This window comes from Euzebya sp. (assembly GCF_964222135.1).
Classification (GTDB): domain Bacteria; phylum Actinomycetota; class Nitriliruptoria; order Euzebyales; family Euzebyaceae; genus Euzebya.
Map to the genome: position 1 here is coordinate 1 of NZ_CAXQBR010000037.1, position 17008 is coordinate 17008.

Annotated in this window: 18 protein-coding genes; all 18 read left to right on the forward strand. The window is 74.7% G+C overall.

What is annotated here, in order from left to right:
- A partial coding sequence (locus tag ACEQ2X_RS08810; protein ID WP_370325432.1) for an AAA family ATPase occupies positions 1-1095 on the forward strand: 1095 nt, incomplete at its 5' end.
- Positions 1092-2015, forward strand: coding sequence for a hypothetical protein (locus ACEQ2X_RS08815; RefSeq protein WP_370325433.1), 924 nt, complete (start codon positions 1092-1094; stop codon positions 2013-2015). The genes ACEQ2X_RS08810 and ACEQ2X_RS08815, both read left to right, overlap by 4 nt.
- Entirely contained in the window at positions 2012-2725 is a 714-nt protein-coding gene (gene cpaB, locus ACEQ2X_RS08820; protein ID WP_370325434.1) for a Flp pilus assembly protein CpaB, read from the forward strand. The genes ACEQ2X_RS08815 and cpaB overlap by 4 nt, the downstream gene beginning before the upstream one ends.
- 1 nt (position 2726) lies before the next feature.
- Positions 2727-4241 (forward strand): AAA family ATPase, encoded by a 1515-nt coding sequence (locus ACEQ2X_RS08825; protein ID WP_370325435.1) that lies wholly within the window; start codon positions 2727-2729, stop codon positions 4239-4241.
- Complete coding sequence (locus ACEQ2X_RS08830; protein WP_370325436.1) at positions 4238-4594, forward strand: TadE/TadG family type IV pilus assembly protein; 357 nt, start codon at positions 4238-4240, stop codon at positions 4592-4594. The genes ACEQ2X_RS08825 and ACEQ2X_RS08830 overlap by 4 nt, the downstream gene beginning before the upstream one ends.
- On the forward strand, positions 4594-5934 hold the full coding sequence (locus ACEQ2X_RS08835; protein ID WP_370325437.1) for a CpaF family protein: 1341 nt from the start codon (positions 4594-4596) through the stop codon (positions 5932-5934). Before ACEQ2X_RS08830 ends, ACEQ2X_RS08835 begins: the two co-directional genes overlap by 1 nt.
- Entirely contained in the window at positions 5931-6860 is a 930-nt protein-coding gene (locus tag ACEQ2X_RS08840; RefSeq protein ID WP_370325438.1) for a type II secretion system F family protein, read from the forward strand. Before ACEQ2X_RS08835 ends, ACEQ2X_RS08840 begins: the two co-directional genes overlap by 4 nt.
- Before the next feature lie 2 nt (positions 6861-6862).
- On the forward strand, positions 6863-7747 hold the full coding sequence (locus tag ACEQ2X_RS08845) for a type II secretion system F family protein (RefSeq protein ID WP_370325439.1): 885 nt from the start codon (positions 6863-6865) through the stop codon (positions 7745-7747).
- Positions 7740-8936 carry a sensor histidine kinase gene (locus ACEQ2X_RS08850; protein ID WP_370325440.1) on the forward strand — a complete coding sequence of 399 codons (1197 nt, stop codon included), beginning with the start codon at positions 7740-7742 and terminating at the stop codon, positions 8934-8936. Before ACEQ2X_RS08845 ends, ACEQ2X_RS08850 begins: the two co-directional genes overlap by 8 nt.
- On the forward strand, positions 8933-9571 hold the full coding sequence (locus ACEQ2X_RS08855; RefSeq protein WP_370325441.1) for a response regulator: 639 nt from the start codon (positions 8933-8935) through the stop codon (positions 9569-9571). Before ACEQ2X_RS08850 ends, ACEQ2X_RS08855 begins: the two co-directional genes overlap by 4 nt.
- A 143-nt stretch (positions 9572-9714) precedes the next feature.
- A complete protein-coding gene (locus ACEQ2X_RS08860) occupies positions 9715-9945 on the forward strand; it encodes a hypothetical protein (protein WP_370325442.1) in 231 nt (76 codons plus the stop codon).
- A 114-nt stretch (positions 9946-10059) separates the two neighbouring features.
- Positions 10060-11451, forward strand: a complete 1392-nt coding sequence (locus ACEQ2X_RS08865) for a VWA domain-containing protein (protein ID WP_370325443.1) — start codon at positions 10060-10062, stop codon at positions 11449-11451.
- Complete coding sequence (locus tag ACEQ2X_RS08870; RefSeq protein WP_370325444.1) at positions 11448-12563, forward strand: pilus assembly protein TadG-related protein; 1116 nt, start codon at positions 11448-11450, stop codon at positions 12561-12563. Before ACEQ2X_RS08865 ends, ACEQ2X_RS08870 begins: the two co-directional genes overlap by 4 nt.
- A gap of 20 nt (positions 12564-12583) precedes the next feature.
- Positions 12584-13855, forward strand: a complete 1272-nt coding sequence (locus tag ACEQ2X_RS08875) for a VWA domain-containing protein (protein WP_370325445.1) — start codon at positions 12584-12586, stop codon at positions 13853-13855.
- Positions 13852-14607: a hypothetical protein gene (locus ACEQ2X_RS08880; protein ID WP_370325446.1), complete on the forward strand. Its 756-nt coding sequence runs from the start codon at positions 13852-13854 to the stop codon at positions 14605-14607. The genes ACEQ2X_RS08875 and ACEQ2X_RS08880 overlap by 4 nt, the downstream gene beginning before the upstream one ends.
- Complete coding sequence (locus tag ACEQ2X_RS08885; protein ID WP_370325447.1) at positions 14604-15704, forward strand: hypothetical protein; 1101 nt, start codon at positions 14604-14606, stop codon at positions 15702-15704. The genes ACEQ2X_RS08880 and ACEQ2X_RS08885 overlap by 4 nt, the downstream gene beginning before the upstream one ends.
- Positions 15701-16039, forward strand: a complete 339-nt coding sequence (locus ACEQ2X_RS08890; RefSeq protein WP_370325448.1) for a DUF192 domain-containing protein — start codon at positions 15701-15703, stop codon at positions 16037-16039. The genes ACEQ2X_RS08885 and ACEQ2X_RS08890 overlap by 4 nt, the downstream gene beginning before the upstream one ends.
- Before the next feature lie 21 nt (positions 16040-16060).
- Positions 16061-16999 carry a GTPase Era gene (era, locus tag ACEQ2X_RS08895; RefSeq protein ID WP_370325449.1) on the forward strand — a complete coding sequence of 313 codons (939 nt, stop codon included), beginning with the start codon at positions 16061-16063 and terminating at the stop codon, positions 16997-16999.
- Positions 17000-17008: the final 9 nt, after the last annotated feature.

Here is a 17008-nt window from a genome sequence, read left to right on the forward strand (position 1 = left end):
CAGGCGGGACCCCGGGGGGGGCTGTGGGCCGACGGCGACGCGAGGCCCCCGCCCCCGCCGCACGCCCCGACCCCTGGCACCCCCCGGCCCGCCGCCGCCCGACCCCATCCCGCACCGCCGGATGCCCCGCCCCCCGCGCCGTGGGACCAGCCCCCCGCCGCGCCGTCCCCCCTCACCGAGGAGGTGGTGCTCCGACCGCGGGTCGACCACCCGACCGAGGGGTGGCGCGCCTGGCTGTACCGGCTGACCGGCGGGGCGGTGAACCTCGGTCCCGGCCGCAGCGAGATGGCGTGGCAGGCCACGGTCGACCGCTGCCGCCGGCCGTGCCCGCAGGGACGCCGGATCGCGGTCATCTCCCGCAAGGGCGGGGTCGGCAAGACCACGACCACCCTGATGATCGGGCACACCCTGGCCGCGGTCCGCCCGGACCGCGTCATCGCGATAGACGGCAACCCCGACGCCGGCACGCTCGGGCACCGGGTGACCCGGCAGACCGGCGCCACGGTCACCGACGCCCTGGCGCGGCTCGACACCATCGTCGGCTACCCCGACGCCCGGTCGCTGACGTCGCAGTCCTCCACCCGCCTCGAGGTCCTGGCCTCCCCCGAGGACCCCCACGCCTCGCGGGCGCTGCGCGGGTCGGACTACCAGGCGGTGATGGACGAGCTCGACAAGCACTACAACGTCATGCTCTGCGACACGGGCACCGGGATCATGGACGACGCCAACACCGGCATCCTGGCGGCCGTCGACCAGATCGTCCTGGTGACCGGGTCGGCGCTCGACTCCGCCCGCGCCGCCGGCCTGACCCTCGACTGGCTCGACACCCACGGCCACGCCCACCTGGTCCGCGACGCGGTGGTGGTCGTCAACGCGGTGTCAGAGCTCGGCCGCGTCGACCTCGACCAGGTCGTCGCCCACTTCGCCGCCCGCTGCCGGGCGGTCCACCGCATCCCCCTCGACCGCCACCTCGAGGCCGGGGGCGTCACGAACCCCGACCTGCTCGACCCCGACACCCAGGAGGCGTGGCTCGAGGTCGCCGCCTCCGTCGTCGAGGGCTTCGACCTGCCCTCGCCCAGGGGGACGGCCGCGTGAACGGCGTGGTCGCCCTCGGCCGGCACGCGGGGCCGTTCCTCGACGAGCCGGTGCACGTCGTCCACGTCGACCCCGATGCGGTCCTCGACGACCTCGCCGCCCTGCACGAGGTGGTCGCCGAGCAGCTGGCCCTGCAGCCCTCGATCGTGGTCGTCTACCCCGACCGCCTCGGCGATGCGCCCGCGCGGGCGCTGTCGACGGTGCGGACGGCGCTCGGCGCGGCTCCGGTCCTGTGGCACGCGACCCGCCTGCCGCAGCTGGCCGCAGACGTGCTGGTCACGCTGGCCGGCGCCCTCCACGGGCCGCTCGGCGGCGTGGCCGAGGTCGCCGCAGCCCTGCCCGTCCTCGAGAGCCAGCTCGTGCACCTCACCTGGTTGCCCACCGTGTCCGGGCTGACCGAGCCCTCCCCGTCGGTCGTCCAGCACGCGCGGTCGGCGCTGCCGGGCGCGTCGTGGCTGGTGACCTCCTGGCCCGACCCCGCCGTCCGGCGCTTGACGGCGGACGATCCGCCCCCGCTCCCGCGGCCGGCCCAGCCCATCGGCGTGGCCCTCGCGGACCTGGACGGCGAGCGCCGGTGGGTGGTCGACCTCGTCGGCCCGCAGCTCCCGGACGCGGCGGGGGTCGAGGTCGATCCGCCGGCGGACAGCGCCCGGTGGTGGGGCGCGAAGCGCGTCACCCAGGTGGTCCTGTACCCGCGGTCGATCGAGGCCCTGGCGCAGGCGCTGCGCCCCCACATCGACCCGGGTCCCTGCGCCTGGTGCCGCCGGTGGGTGGGCAGCGCCGAGTGCCCCTGGTGCGCCCTGCCGCGCAGCGGCGCCCCCCGGCAGGAGGTGGCGGGTGGGACGTCGGACGGCGTGGTCTTCGCCGGCGCAGAGGGCACGGGCGGCGCCGCCGGAGGAGAGGAGGCGGTGACCCGATGAACCCGAGACAGCGACGGGGCGTGCTGCTCATCGTCCTGAGCGTGGTCGGCGCGGTGGCGGTCGTCCTCGCGGTGTCCGGCTACGTGGCCGACGTCGGCCGCCAGGTCGGGCCGATGGAGCCGGTCGTGCGGCTGACGGTGGACGTCCGCGCCTTCGAGGCGATCCCCGCCGAGGCGGTCGAGGTCGTCGAGATGCCGGCGCGCTGGAAGCCCCCGCTCGCGCTGACGTCCGCCGCGGACCTGCAGGGCCGCGTCCCCGCCACCGACCTGCCGGCCGGGACCCTCCTCGAGGCCGGCGACGTGACCGCGCCACCCGAGATCGGGGAGGGGCAGCGCCAGATCGCCATCCTCGTCGACGCCGAGACCGGGGTGGCCGGCAACATCGGCGTCGGTGACGTCGTCGACGTCGTCGCCACCCGTGCGGGGTTCGACGGCGAGCCGGCCCGCTCGGAGATCACCATCCAGGGGGCCCGGATCCTGTCGATCGGCACGCCGCAGGTGGAGGAGGGGGTCGACCCCGCGACGGGCGCGTTCGCCGCGAACGAGGTCGTCCCGATCACGTTCGTGCTCGACACCGCGGACGTCCTGCGGCTCGCCTACGTCGAGAGCTTCGCCTCCACGGTCCGCCTGGCGCTGCGGGCGCCGGACGACGACTCGTCGCTGGACCCGCCCGAGCGGATCTACGCCCCGACCGGCGCCGGAGGTGCATGAGATGATCACCGTCCTCCTCGCCACGCCGTCCGACGAGCTCGCCGCGGAGCTAGAGGACCTGTCCGCCGAGGCGGGCACGTTCGTCATCGCCCCGCGGGTCGGGGACACGGTCGCGCTCAACTCGACGCTCGAGCTGACCGAGGTCGACGTCGTCCTGCTCGACTCCGGCATCGGGCCGCTGTCGGCGCTCGACGTCGCCCAGGACCTGACCACCCGCTACCCCGACACCGCCCTCGTCCTGCTGTCCGCGAGCGCGGATCCCGACGTGCTCGAGCGGGCGCTGCACGCCGGGTTCCGGGGGGTGATCTCGAGCCCCCTGTCCCTCGAGGCCGTGTCCACCAAGGTGGAGGCGGCGGGCGTGTGGTCCCAGCGGCTGCGCCACCGCCTGACCGAGCGGCCGGAGGACCGTCGGGGTCGGATGATGGTGGTCGCGGGCGCCAAGGGGGGTGTCGGCACCACGACGGTCGCGACCCACCTGGCCCTCGAGGCGCAGCTGGCCAACCCCGAGCGGCGGGTCTGCCTGATCGACTTCGACCTGCAGTCCGGCGACGTGCGGACCCTGCTCGACCTGACCCACCACCGCAGCGTCGACGACCTGGTCGAGGTGGCCGCCGAGGTCGGGTCCCGCCACCTGAACGACGCCCTGTACGCCCACCGGTCGGGTCTCCGGATCCTGCTGCCGCCGCCGCAGGGCGAGCACGAGGCCGACATCACCCCGGAGGTCGCCCGCGGGATCCTCGGCGCGATCCGCACCCGCTTCGACCTGGTGGTCGCCGACGTCGGGACGGTGGTGACGGACGGCGGGTCGATGGCGACCGAGCTGGCCGACGAGGTCCTCCTGGTCGTGACCCCGGACGTCCTCGCGATGCGCTCGGCCGCGCGGCTGGTCCAGCTGTGGGAGCGCCGCCGCTACCGCAAGGACGGCATCACCGTGCTGGTGAACCGCGCCAGCCGGGACACCGAGGTGCAGCCCGACCTGATCGGACGGGTCCTGAAGCTGCCGGTGATGCGGGCGAACGTGCCGGCGGCGTTCCGCGACCTCGAGGCGGCGGTCAACACCGGCGTGCCCGACCGCCTGGAGGACGGCCCCGTCCGCCAGGGCATCCTCGCGGTCAGTCGTGAGCTCCAGCTCGTCAGGCCCCAGAAGCGCCGGTCGCTGTTCAGCCGCGGCGACGACTCGGGGTCGGCGATCGTCGAGCTCCTGGGCATGGCCCCCTTCGCGCTGGCCCTGCTGCTGGTTCTGTGGCAGGTCGTGATCATCGGCTGGACGTACACGATGGGGGAGCACGCGGTGCGGGAGGGCGCGCGGGAGCTCGCCGTCGCCGGCCTGGTCGGCGAGCAGGTGGAGCAGGTCGTCCGCGACGAGCTCCCCGCGTCGATGCGGGACGGCGTGTCGATCTCGACCGGCGCGTCCACGGTCTCCGCCGACATCCGGGTGCCGCTCCTCGCCCCCCGCTGGATGACCCCCTGGACCATCACCGTCCAGCAGGGGACGGTGCGGGAGGTCGGGCTGTGAGCCTCCACCGCGACGAGCGGGGCGTGTACACCGTCGAGCTGCTCGGCATCCTCCCCCTCTTCCTCATGGTCGCCCTCCTGGCGTTCCAGCTGGCGATGGTCGGCGGGGCCATGAACATGGCGGAGAACGCCGCCCGGACCGGCAGCCGCATGGCCGGCATGGGCGGGGACGGGCACGCCGCCGCGATGTCCGCGGTCGACCCGGACGTGCGGGACCGCACGTCGGTCAGCGGCGGCGGCGAGACGATCACGGTCGCGATCGACGTCCCCGTGGTCATCCCGTTCATCGACCTCGACGTCACCACCATCCGGCGCTCGGCGACCCTCCCGCGCACCACGACGGGGGGCTTCTGATGCCCCTCACCCACCGGGGCGGGCTGGGGGTCCCCGAGTCGTCGGAGGACTCGGCGGACACCCACGACGTCCGCCGCTACCGCGAGATGCTCCTCAGCGAGGTCGACCTCGACGAGCTCGACGCGCTGTCGGCCACCCAGCGGCGGGCCCGGCTGGAACGCGTCGTCGGGCACCTGATCAGCCGGGACGGCCCGATCCTGTCCTCGGGCGAGCGGGGGGAGCTGATCCGCCGGGTCGTCGACGAGGCGCTCGGCCTCGGCGTCCTCGAGCCGCTCCTCGCCGACCCCGAGGTCACCGAGATCATGGTGAACGGCCCCGACCAGATCTACGTGGAGCGCAACGGCCGCCTCACCCGCTCCGCGACCCGGTTCTCCTCCGCCGAGCAGCTGCTGCAGACCATCGACCGGATCGTCTCCAAGGTGAACCGGCGGGTCGACGAGTCCTCGCCGATGGTCGACGCCCGGCTGCCGACGGGCGAGCGGGTCAACGTCATCATCCCGCCGCTGTCCCTGACCGGGCCGGTCGTGACCATCCGCCGCTTCCCCCGCGCCTTCACGATGGACCAGCTCAGCGGCATGGGCTCGGTGGACGAGGCGATGAGCTGGCTGCTCCGCGCCATGGTCCGGGTCCGCTGCAACGTGATCATCGCCGGCGGGACCGGCACGGGGAAGACGACGTTCCTGAACGCGCTCAGCGGGTTCATCGGCGACACCGAGCGCATCGTCACGATCGAGGACTCCGCCGAGCTTCAGCTCCAGCAGCCCCACGTCGTGCGGCTCGAGTCGCGACCCCCGAACGTGGAGGGGCGGGGTGAGGTGACGATCCGCGACCTCGTCCGCAACAGCCTGCGGATGCGACCGGACCGCATCATCGTCGGTGAGGTCAGGGGCGGTGAGACCCTCGACATGCTCCAGGCGATGAACACCGGTCACGAGGGGTCGCTGTGCACGGTGCACGCCAACTCCGTCGACGACGCGGTGCTGCGCCTCGAGACCCTCGCGTCGATGAGCGACCTCGACATCGCGTTCGAGGCGCTGCGGGACCAGATCGAGGGGGCCGTCGACGTGATGGTCCACCTGCGCCGCTACCCGGACGGCTCCCGCCGCGTCGGGCAGGTCGCGGTCAAGCGGGGGAGGGAGCGCGACGACTTCGCCCTCGACCCCGTGTCGGCGTTCGAGACCGACCCGATCGGGCCGGACCTGTCGGTCACCGGCCGCTTCGTCCACGGTCGGCTGCCGACGTGGTTGCGGGAGCGGTTCCGCCTCGCCGGCGTCGACGTCCACCCCGCGTTCGCGGACGACGGTCCGGTGCCCGTGGCGGCGGGGGGAGGGGTGGCGTGACGCCGACGACGGCGCTGTGGCTGCTGGTCGTGACGCTGGTGCTCGGCGTGCTCGGGATCATCAACCTCTCCCGGGGCCGCAGCCAGGAGCAGATCGCCCGTCGCCGGGCGCTGCTCACCCTCCGCAGCGAGCGGGTGCCGCCGTGGCGCCGGGGCGCGCACGCCGCGGTGCTGCGCACCCCGTTCGGCCGCTCGGTCGACGAGCGGTTGCGGCGTGCCGGCCACGAGGAGGTGCTGGCCGGCGACGCGGTCCTGAGCGTCCTCTGCGTCGGCGGGCTGATCCTGCTCGGCGCCCTGCAGCTGGTCGCAGCCGGCGCTGCGGTCGTGCTGGTCGTCGTCTGGCTGGTCAGCGCGAACGCCTACCTCGACCGGTTGGTCCGCAAGCGCGCCGACCGCTTCGCCGACCAGCTCCCCGACATCGCGCGGGTCATGTCGAACGCCGCCGGCGCCGGCATGGCCATCCCGAACGCGCTGGCGCTGACGGCCCGGGAGATGGAGGAGCCCGCCCGCACCCTCCTCGGCGACGCGGTCCGTCGCCTCGAGGTCGGCCAGAGCCTCGCGGGCGCGATGGAGGAGCTCGCCCTGCGCGCCCCGTCCCGAGAGATGGCGGTGCTGGTCAGCACGCTCGTGATCCAGCAGCGCGCCGGCGGTGACGTGATCGAGGCGCTGCGCGAGATGTCGGTCAACCTCGAGCGCCGCCGCGACCTCCGCAGGGAGGTCGAGACCACCATGGCGGGCGTGCGGTTCACCGCGTTCGCGGTGATGGGCCTCGGCGTGGCCATGCTGTTCGTGATCGAGACGATCTCCGCCGGGACCCTGCGGCGCATGACCGAGCAGACCGCCGGCCAGATCATCCTGCTGATCGCCGCCGGCCTCTACGCCGCCGGCTACGCCGCGATGCGCCGGCTGTCGAAGGTCGAGGTGTAGCGGTGACCCCCGGGCTGATCGGGCTGGCGGCGCTCGGCGTGTACGCCGTCGCCCTGGTCGGGTTGCGGCTGGTGCGCACCCCCTCCGCAGGCCTCGTCGGCGTCGACGGCGGCGGGCCCGTCCGGGCCCAGCGGTCGCTCGTCGGCGCGCTCCACGCCGCCCTCGGGCGCCGCCTGGAGCCGCTCATCCGCCGCACGATGACCGAGGGGTCGCGACGCCGGCTCGAGCACTGGCTCGACGCGGCCGGCCGTCCGGACCGCTGGGGCATCGCCGACGTGATCCGGGCGAAGGGCGGCGACACCGGCATCTGCGTCCTCCTCGGGATCGGGGCGATGACCCTGCACCCGCTGCTCGGACCGGTCATGGTGGTCTACGGCTACCTCCGCCGGGACCTGCAGCTCCGCTCGGCCGCAAGGCGGCGGCAGGCGCAGATCGAGCGGGACCTGCCCGACTACCTCGACATCCTCGGCGTCACCGTCCAGGCCGGTCTGAAGTTCCGCGGGGCGCTGCGGCGGGTGGGGGAGCAGTTCGACTCACCGGTCGCCGAGGAGTTCCGCATCGCCCTGCAGCAGCTCGACGTCGGCGCGTCGCGGCGCGCGGCCTTCGAGGGCCTGCGCGACCGCAACGACAGCCCGTCGCTGAACCGCTTCGTCGGTGCCCTGCTGCAGTCCGAGGAGCTGGGCGCACCGCTCACCGACGCGATGGCGTCGATCGCGCGGGACATGCGGAAGGTGTTCAGCCAGAACGTCCGCCGGGACGCGGCGAAGGCGGCGCCGAAGGTCACGCTGGTCGCCACGGTCCTGCTGATGCCGGGTGCGGCGCTGCTGCTCATCGGCGGGCTGCTGATCGGCGGCGACATCCAGCTCGGGGGGCTGTTCGGTGGCTGATCGCACCTCCACCACGGCGGAGTCCCTGAGCGGCCTGGTCAAGCTGGCGGTCGACCTCCGCCTGATCCTGCTCCTCATCGCCGGCGTGGTCGCCCTGGTCCAGGGCGCCGACCGCCGCGTGCTGATCCTCGTGCTGCTCGCCAGCTACGCCGGGGTCGGCGTGCTCCTGTGGTGGGACCGGCTGGCCGACGCGCTGCTGCGCCACCCGACGCTGTTCCTCCTCGACGTGGCCATCACCATCGGGATCCTCGTCGCGACCGGCGTCGACGGGCCGTTCGTGCTCTACACCATCTCGACGGCCTTCCTCGCCGGCGCGCTGTACGGCTACGCGGGCGGCGGGGTCTTCGGCGTCGGGATCGCCGTCGTCCACGTCGTCCTGGCCCTCCGCCTGTCGACGGCCGACATGACCTTCACCGCGCTCGTGTCCATCCCCGTCCTGGTCGTGGTGGCCGGACTTGGGGCGTCGGCGCTCCGCGGGCTGCTGCTGCACGCCTCCGGCGTCGAGTCCGACCTCGAGCAGGCCGTCGCGCGGGGGGCGGCGTCGGAGGAGCGGGCGCGGCTCGCCCGGGAGATGCACGACTCCCTCGGCAAGACGCTGCACGGCATCGCCCTGGCGGCCACCGCCCTGCCGCAGTGGGTCGAGAAGCGGCCCGAGAAGGCTGCCGAGCAGGCCGCCCTGGTCGCCACGGCCGCGGAGACCGCGGCCCTGGAGGCCCGCCAGCTGATCAGCGACCTGCGCAGCGACAACCTCGACGCGCCGCTGCACACCGCGATCGCCGACTGGGGGCGGGAGTGGGCCGCGCAGTCGGGCATCCAGCTGTCGCTCGCGGTCACCCCGGTCGGCGCGATCAGCGCGTCGTCGCGCTACGAGCTCTTCACCGTCCTGAGGGAGTCGCTGCGGAACGTCGCGGCCCACTCCGGCGCCTCCCGCGCATCGGTCTACCTGGCACGCGACTCCGAGCTCGCGGTCCTCGAGGTCGCCGACGACGGCCACGGGGTCCCCTCGACTGACCTCGAGCAGCTCGCCGCCGAGGGCCACTACGGCCTGCTGGGCATGCGCGAGCGCGCGCGGCGCGCCGGCGGCGACCTGGTGATCCTCGACCGCGGGCGGGGCACCACCATCCGGGCCGAGGTGCCCGTGACGTCGGCGCACGACATGGTGCGGCCGCCCGAGGAGGTCCCCACGTGATCAGAGTCCTCATCGCCGACGACAACCCGGTGATCCGCGGCGGTCTCAGCGGCCTGCTCGACCTGCGCGACGACGTGTCGGTGGTCGGGGAGGCCGGCAACGGCAAGGAGGCGGTCGCGAAGGTCCGCGACCTCCGGCCCGACGTGACCCTGATGGACGTCCGGATGCCGATCATGGACGGCATCGAGGCCACGTCGCAGGTGGCCGAGCAGACGGCCGTGCTGATGCTGACCTACGCCGAGGACGTCGAGATCGTGGGACGTGCCATCCAGGCGGGCGCCCGGGCGTACATCGTCCACGGGCGCTTCACGCCGGACGAGCTCGGCGACGCGATCCGCGAGGTCCACGCCGGGGGGACCCACGTCAGCCCCACCGTCGCACCCGCCCTGTTCGAGCTGGTGCGCACCGGCGCGACGACCGGCGGTCCGGGCAGCGCCGACGGGTTGACCGAGCGCGAGATCGACGTGGTCAACCTCATCGCGCAGGGCCGCTCGAACGCCGAGATCGCCGAGGCGCTCTTCGTCTCGGAGAAGACCGTCAAGAACCACATCAACCGCGCCTACGCGAAGCTGGGGGTGAGCAACCGTGCCGAGGCGATCGCCAAGTGGCTGGGCACCAGCGGCCACCACCGGTGAGCACCGGCGGGCCCAGGGGGGCCCAGGTGATCTGGGCCCCGCGGGGCGCCCCGATTTGGGTCCTGGGGCCCTGTCCAGGTCCCGCGTCGATCCGTACCGTGACCTGTGTCATCGACGAGCAGACTTCGCACAGGGGATCACACATGAGCTCGATCATCGCGCTGTACACCACCGCCCAGATGCTGGCCGAGCGCGGCCGCGACCGCCTGCGGGCGGAGGAGGGCCAGACCTCGGTGGAGTGGCTCGGCATCGCCGCGGTCATCGTGGCCATCGTCGTCTTCATCGCGGGGGATCTGTCAGAGGGGATCGCCGGCACGATCCGCGACGCCTTCGAGGGCCTCATCGGCCGGGCCTCGGGCGCGGACGGCGGCTGATCGCCCACGCGGTACACGTCCTGAGGGCCGCCCCCGACCGGGGGCGGCCGCTCGTGTTCCCACGAGGAGGTCGCTGATGGTGCGGAGGTCGTCAGGGTGAGGGGGTCGTCCGGGGTGCGCAGGTCCTTCGCGGTGGTGTGCGCGCTGCTGCTCGTCGCGGGCTGCAGCGGCGGGAGCGACCCGGAGGTCGCCGGCCCGACCACCGTGCCCCCGCCGGACGCGGGCGCCTCCGCGACCGCGTCGCCGACCGAGGCGCCCACGACCGAGGCGGCCACCGAGCCCGAGCCGACCGAGGAGGAGGACGACGAGGACGTCGCCTACCCCTCCACCTCGCGGTTGCGGGACCTCGGGGCCGCGGCGACCTGCGACCTGATCGGCGACGAGTACTGCGACGACGCGAACGGCAACCTGTGGCCGGACTTCGTCGAGTCCGAGCTCGGCCAGGACCCCGCGGCGGACGAGTGCACCCAGGACGACTGCGGCGGCGCCACCACCCAGGAGATCCTGGTCGAGACCCAGGACAACACCCTGTTCATCCTGGACGCCTCCGGCTCGATGGCCGGCGACGCCGGCGGCGTCTCGAAGATGGACGCCGCGAAGCAGGCGCTGGTGGACTACGTGTCGGTGACCCCCGACTTCGCCGACCTCGGCCTGATGGTCTACGGGCACCGGGGTGACAACTCCGACGCGGGCCGGGCCGAGTCCTGCGCCGGCATCGAGACCTTCGCCCAGATCGGCGACCTGACCCCGGAGAACGCGGCCGACGTCGTCGGCCAGTTCAGCGCGACGGGCTGGACGCCGATCGGCGCGTCCCTCGACGCCGCCGGACCGGTGCTGCAGGCCGCGGCCGACGCGGACGCCGCCGAGGGCCTCGAGGGGGCGACGAACCGGATCATCCTCATCTCCGACGGCATCGAGACCTGCGACGGGGACCCGGTCGCCTCGGCGCAGGCCCTCGTCGACCTGGGCATCCAGGTGGTCGTGGACGTGATCGGCTTCGACCTGGCCGAGGCCGACCGCGCGGCGCTGCAGCAGGTGGCGGACGCCACCGGCGGCATCTACCGGGACGCCGCGAACGCCCAGGGGCTGCGCGACGCCCTGCGGGAGTACATCGCCCAGCGCGCCCAGGTGCAGGAGGTCATCAACTGCCGCATCCGCGCCGACGCCGCCAACGGCAGCTGCCGGGTCAACTTCGCCGCCGACGCGCTCAGCGTGCTGCTCGCGGAGGGGGAGGAGGCCCGTCGTTCCGACGACCTCGCCGAGCGCGAGCGGGGCCGGTTCATCGGGCGGTGGGCGCTCCAGGTGGACGACGAGTACGAGGACGTCCGCCAGCAGATGCAGTCCGACGCGACCGCCAGCCTGGAGGAGCTGCAGGCAGAGATCGCCGAGTCGCTCGAGCGCTCCGAGGAGATCCTCGGGCAGTTCCAGAAGGTCGCCCTCCGGCCGACGTTCACCTGCCCCTACGACGACGACGTCGGCGGCGACCAGGGGGTCCAGCTGGCATGAGGCGGCTGCGCGGCGGGGTGGACGGCGAGCGCGGCTCGGTGATCCCGAGCTTCCTGGTGCTCACGCTGGTGACGGTCGTGATGGGGGTGTTCTTCTTCCAGACCGGCCGCGCCACCGACCTCGGTGCAGAGGCGCAGACGGGCAGCGACGCGGCGTCGCTGGCGGCCGCAGCTGACATCCGCCAGCAGATCCTCGAGTGGATCTACTCGGGCGCCTGGAACTACAGCCCCTTCGTCGTCAACGTGCTGCGCGCCCGCGGCGCCGCCCAGATGTACGCCGCCCGCAACGACGTGACGATCGAGGACTTCTCCATCACCACCGTCGGCTACCTCACCTACGACGTGCACGTGCAGTCCGCCACCCGGCGCGGTCTGACCGCCGAGGGCTACGTCGACGACGACCCCGAGGGCGGCACCGGGGAGTTCACCGTCGGCGACGGCGAGGTGGGTCGCCAGGAGGCCACCGCCCGCGTCGGCCCCGGCGCGGCGAGCTTCCTCGCGGAGGGCTACTGGAGCACCGGCAGCGGCGGGTTCGGGCCCGGCTCCGGCGGGTCGGCCACCACGTCCGCGGGGACCTGCGCGACCAGCCGTGCCGAGGTGCTCGACCTCGCCCAGCGCGCGGGGGTGAGCCCGCCGCCGGAGGGGACGTCGTTCCTCGAGCGGTACAGCGCCTGCGACGGCGCCTACGGCCGGGTGGCGGTGCGCCCGCTGGCGGAGGAGATGAAGATCTCGCTGCTGAAGCTCGAGGCGGCGATGGGCGAACCGCTGCAGATCAACTCCGCCTACCGGTCGCCGCAGGCGCAGGCGATCGTCTGCGCCCAGGTGACCGGGCCGTGCGCGGCACCGGGCCGCTCGATGCACCAGTCGGGGCTGGCCGTCGACGTGCAGAACTACCAGCGCGCCGCGGCGGTGGCGAACGCCGACCCGTCGATCGGCTTGTGCCAGCCGCTGCCGCGGAACGACGCGGTGCACCTCTCCCACCGGACCGGGCGGGAGTGCGGCGGCAACACGGGCACCGCCGGCGGGGGCGCGGGCGGCGGCGGGTTCATGCCCTTCGGCGGGTTCGCCAGCCTCTCCGCCCAGGCCGGCATCACCGTCCGGCTGGTGGAATGAGGCTGCGCCCCCTCCTGTGCGTGACCGCGCTGCTCCTGGCCCTGTGCGCCGGCCCGGCGGTCGCGCAGTCGCCGACGCCGACCCCCGGCCCGACGGCGGCGCCGCTGGGGGACGCGCCGGTGCTGTTGATCCTCGACGCGTCCGGGTCGATGACCGCTGACGACGGGACCGGCCGCCCGAAGATCGATGCGGCCAAGGAGGCGCTGACCGAGCTGATCAGCGGTCTCGGACCCGAGGCGGCGGTCGGGCTGCGCGCCTACGGGCACCGCACCCCGAACACCGACCGCGAGGCCGGGTGCGCGGACACCGAGCTGCTCGTGCCGGTGGGGACCGGCAACGCGGCGGCGCTGCAGCAGGCCGTCGACGGGCTGTCGGCCAGCGGGTTCACGCCGATCGGCGCGTCGCTGCGGGCGGCGCTCGAGGACCTGCCCGACGGCGCGGCGCGGACCGTGGTGCTGGTCAGCGACGGGATCGACACCTGCGCCCCGCCCGCCGCCTGCGACGTGGCGCGCGACATCGTCTCCGAGGGCGTGCAGCTGCGGGTCGAGACCGTCGGCTTCCAGGTCGACGCCGTGGCGGCGGAGGAGCTGCGCTGCATCGCCGAGGTCACCGGCGGCACCTACCGGCCGGCGGACTCTGCGGAGGACCTCGCCCGCGAGCTGCGGGCCTACCTGCCCACCGGCACCCCGATCCGCGGCGGCCCGACGCCGGAGCAGGCCACGACGATCGGGCCCGGCCAGTACGTCGACGTCCTCGCCCACCCCGAGGAGCGGTGGTACGCCGTCGACCTCGAGGCCGGTGACCGCGTCCGCGCGGTCGCCTCCATCATCGGCGACGCCGAGACGCCGGACATGCCGACCGCGACCGTCGAGATGTCGCTCGGGTTCGCCGACGTGATCGGGCTGGCCGGCTGCGACGACGACGCGGTCACCGGGCTCGGCCCGTTCACCCAGACCCTGGCGGTCGACGGGCTGCGGGTCAGGGGCGGCACGGTCTGCTCCGACCCCGGCCGCTACGTCATCGGGCTGCGCACCCCCGAGCCGGCCGAGCGCGACGACCGCCGCGCCCTCGAGGGGGTCGAGCTGCCCATCGAGCTGTTCGTCGCGGTCACCAGCGACCCGGTGGCCCCCGAGGCGACCCCGATCGCCCAGCGGCCGGCGCTCGACGAGCCGCCACCGGTCGATCCCGGCCGGCGCCCGACGCCGACCAGCTACTACCTGGCCGCGGCCGGCGCCTTCGCGATCATCGGCGCGGTCGGCGGGATCGTCATCTCGCGGAGGCTGGGGCCGTGACGCGGGACGTGCGCGGTGCCGTCGTCGTCGTGTGGACGGCGATCCTCGTCCTGCTCGCGGGCGGCGCGGTGGGCACCGTGGCCGCAGGGGCCCAGACGGCCGCGCCGTCGGCGCCGTCGGTGCCGGCCACGCCGTCGACGCAGGAGGTGCCGAGCGTCACCGGCGCGGCGAACCCCGCGGAGGCACCGGTCGTGCCCGCCGGGTCGGTGGTCGACACGGTCCTGCTCACCGAGGTCCTGTGGTACGCCGTCGACGCCGCACCGGGGCAGCGGGTCGGTGCGACCGTCGTCGTGGTCGGGCGACCCGACGGGCCGACCAGCGAGGCGGCCGCGGTGGAGGTGACCCTGACCGACCCGCAGCGCCAACCCCTCCAGTCGCGCGAGGTCGGGTTCACCGGCACCGCGGACGGGGTCGTCGAGATGCCGACGGCCGAGATCCCCGCGGTCGGCGGCGAACGCCCCCTGCTGTCGGTCGCGCTGCGCTCGGACGACGGCGAGGACCCGCTGGCGGGGACCGGCTACCGCCTGCAGCTGACCGTGGTGGTCGAGGGCAACCCCGCACCCGTCGAGGTCGAGACCGCCGCGGCGACCCCCGGCGGCGCGGCGCCGCCCGCCCCCGACGTGACGGTCACCGCGGCGCCCGTGCCGCCGCCCGGGGACCCTGACGTGGTGCGCGACCTGGCGCCCGTGGCGCTGGTCGCCCTCGCCCTCGGCGGGGTCGCCGGCTTCGAGCTCTCACGGAGGGGGTTGTGACCACCCGCCGGCGACGCCGCCGCGCGGCCGCCGTCGGGGTGCTGCTGCTCGCCGTCGCGGGGTGCGCCCCGGTGGGCCGGGTGCTGGGCGGCGACCAGCCCACCCCCGGCCTCGACCCCGTCGCGGTGCTGCCCACCGGACAGCCGTCGCCGCCACCCGACGCGGGGACCGGCGGAGCGGCATCCAGCCCGCCGGTCGAACCGACCGCCACCACGCCCCCGACCACCACCGCACCGGCACCGGTGACGACGCCGTCCGCGGACGACGTCCCGCCCGATGACGAGCACGCGACCGGCGACCAGGACCCGTCGGGCGACGCGGCGGTGGAGGCGGCGCTGGTCGCCGCCCGGGTCCCCCAGCTGATCGCCGTCGACGGATCGGCCGCGATGGCGGAGCGGTTCGGCGCGGGCACCCGGCAGGCGGCCGCGGCCACCGCGGTCGAGCGCCTGTCCCTCGCCGCCCCCGACTTCGTCCCCCTCGGGCTCGCCAGCTTCGGCGATGCCGGCGGCGCGGACACCGCCGGTCGTCTCGAGTCGTGCTCGAGCGTCACGACCCACGCCTCTCCCGGCGAGGTGGAGGTGGGTGCCGCTGACGTCGCCGGCCGACCTGGGGCGGTCGGGTGGCGTCCGCTCGCGGCGATGCTCGACCTGGCCGCACCGGCGCTCGCCGCCGCCGGCCAGCGGACCGGCGACCACGGCGCGCCGCCCGGTCGGCTGATCGTGATCACGAGCGGGGCGGACAGCTGCGGGGAGGACGTGCTCGGCGTGCTCGATCGGCTCGGCGACGACGCGCCGGTCGTCGACGTCATCGCCCTGGCCGCCCCACCGGACGACCTGGCGTTCCTGGCTGACCTCGCCGGACGCAGCGGCGGGACGGTCGCGGCTGCCGACGGACCCGAGGGGCTCTCGGCCGCCGTCGACCGGCTCGCGGCGCGACCCGCCGACCTGGTCCGCACCGCCGCCTGCGGCGGTGACCGACGTGAGCCGGGCGCGCAGTCGCCCCTCGCCGCCGCGCTGGCCAGCGTCGACGCCGCCGCCGAGCGGGTGCCCGAGGCGCACGCCCCCGCACCGACGAGCTGTCGGGACGGAGGGTCGTGACCGACCGGCTGGTGGTCGACGGCCGTGACGTCGCAGCGCTCGAGGTGGCCCGGACGGCCCGGACCCGCAGCCGCGGGCTGCTCGGCCGCGACGGCATCGACGGCGCGATGTGGCTCGCACCGGCCAAGCACGTCCACAGCCTGGGCATGCGCTTCGACCTCGACGTGGCGTTCGTCGACGTCGACGGGCTGGTCCTGCACACCCAGCGGCTGCGCCGCAACCGCAGCTCGCGGCTGGTCTGGCGGGCCAGGGCGGTCATCGAGGCCGAGGCGGGCGCCTTCGAGGGGTGGGGGCTCACCCCCGGCGTGACCGTCGCGGTCCCGCCCCGCCAGTGAGCCCGCTGGTACCGTCGTCGGGTGCCAGACCACGTCGAGCCCCCCACCGGCACCGCCCCCGACGAGGCTGACCAGCCCGCGCACCGCTCCGGCATCTGCGCCATCGTCGGCCGACCCAACGTCGGCAAGTCGACCCTCCTGAACGCCATCCTCGGCGAGAAGGTCGCCATCACCACCCCGGTCCCCCAGACGACCCGCCACGCGATCCGCGGGATCCTCACACGACCGGGCAGCCAGATCGTCTTCGTCGACACCCCCGGCGTCCACAAGCCGAAGACCCTGCTCGGGTCGCGGTTGAACGACGTCGCCCAGAACGCCCTCGACGGCGTCGACGTCGCGGTGCTCGTGACCGACGGCGCGAAGGGCGTGGGCCGCGGCGACGCCTACCTGGCCGAGCTGCTCGCGGCATCGGGGCTGCCGCTCGTCGGCGTCGTCAACAAGGTGGACCGGATCGGGCGGAACGCCCAGCTGCCGGAGCTCGCCGCGCTGGCGGAGCTCGCCGAGTTCGACGAGATCGTGCCGATCAGCGCCCGTCGCGGCGAGCAGGTCGACGTCCTGGTCGACCTCATCACCGCCCGCGTGTCCGAGGGCCCACCGCTGTACCCGCCGGCGATGGTCACCGACGTGGACCTCGCCCACCGCGTGGCCGAGCTGGTCCGCGAGAAGGCGATGGTGGCGATGCGGGAGGAGGTGCCGCACTCGATCGCGGTCGTGGTGGAGGAGATGGGGCCCGGCCGCAGCGACGGCGTGACCGCGGTGTACGCGACGATCTACGTCGAACGGGACTCCCAGAAGGGCATCGTCATCGGCCGCCAGGGGGCGGTCCTGGCCCAGATCGGCACCGACGCCCGACCGGAGGTCGAGGCCCTGATCGGCACGAAGGTCTACCTGGACCTGCGGGTGAAGCTGGCCAAGGAGTGGCAGCGGGACCCGAAGAAGCTCACCGAGCTGGGCTACTGAGGCACCGGA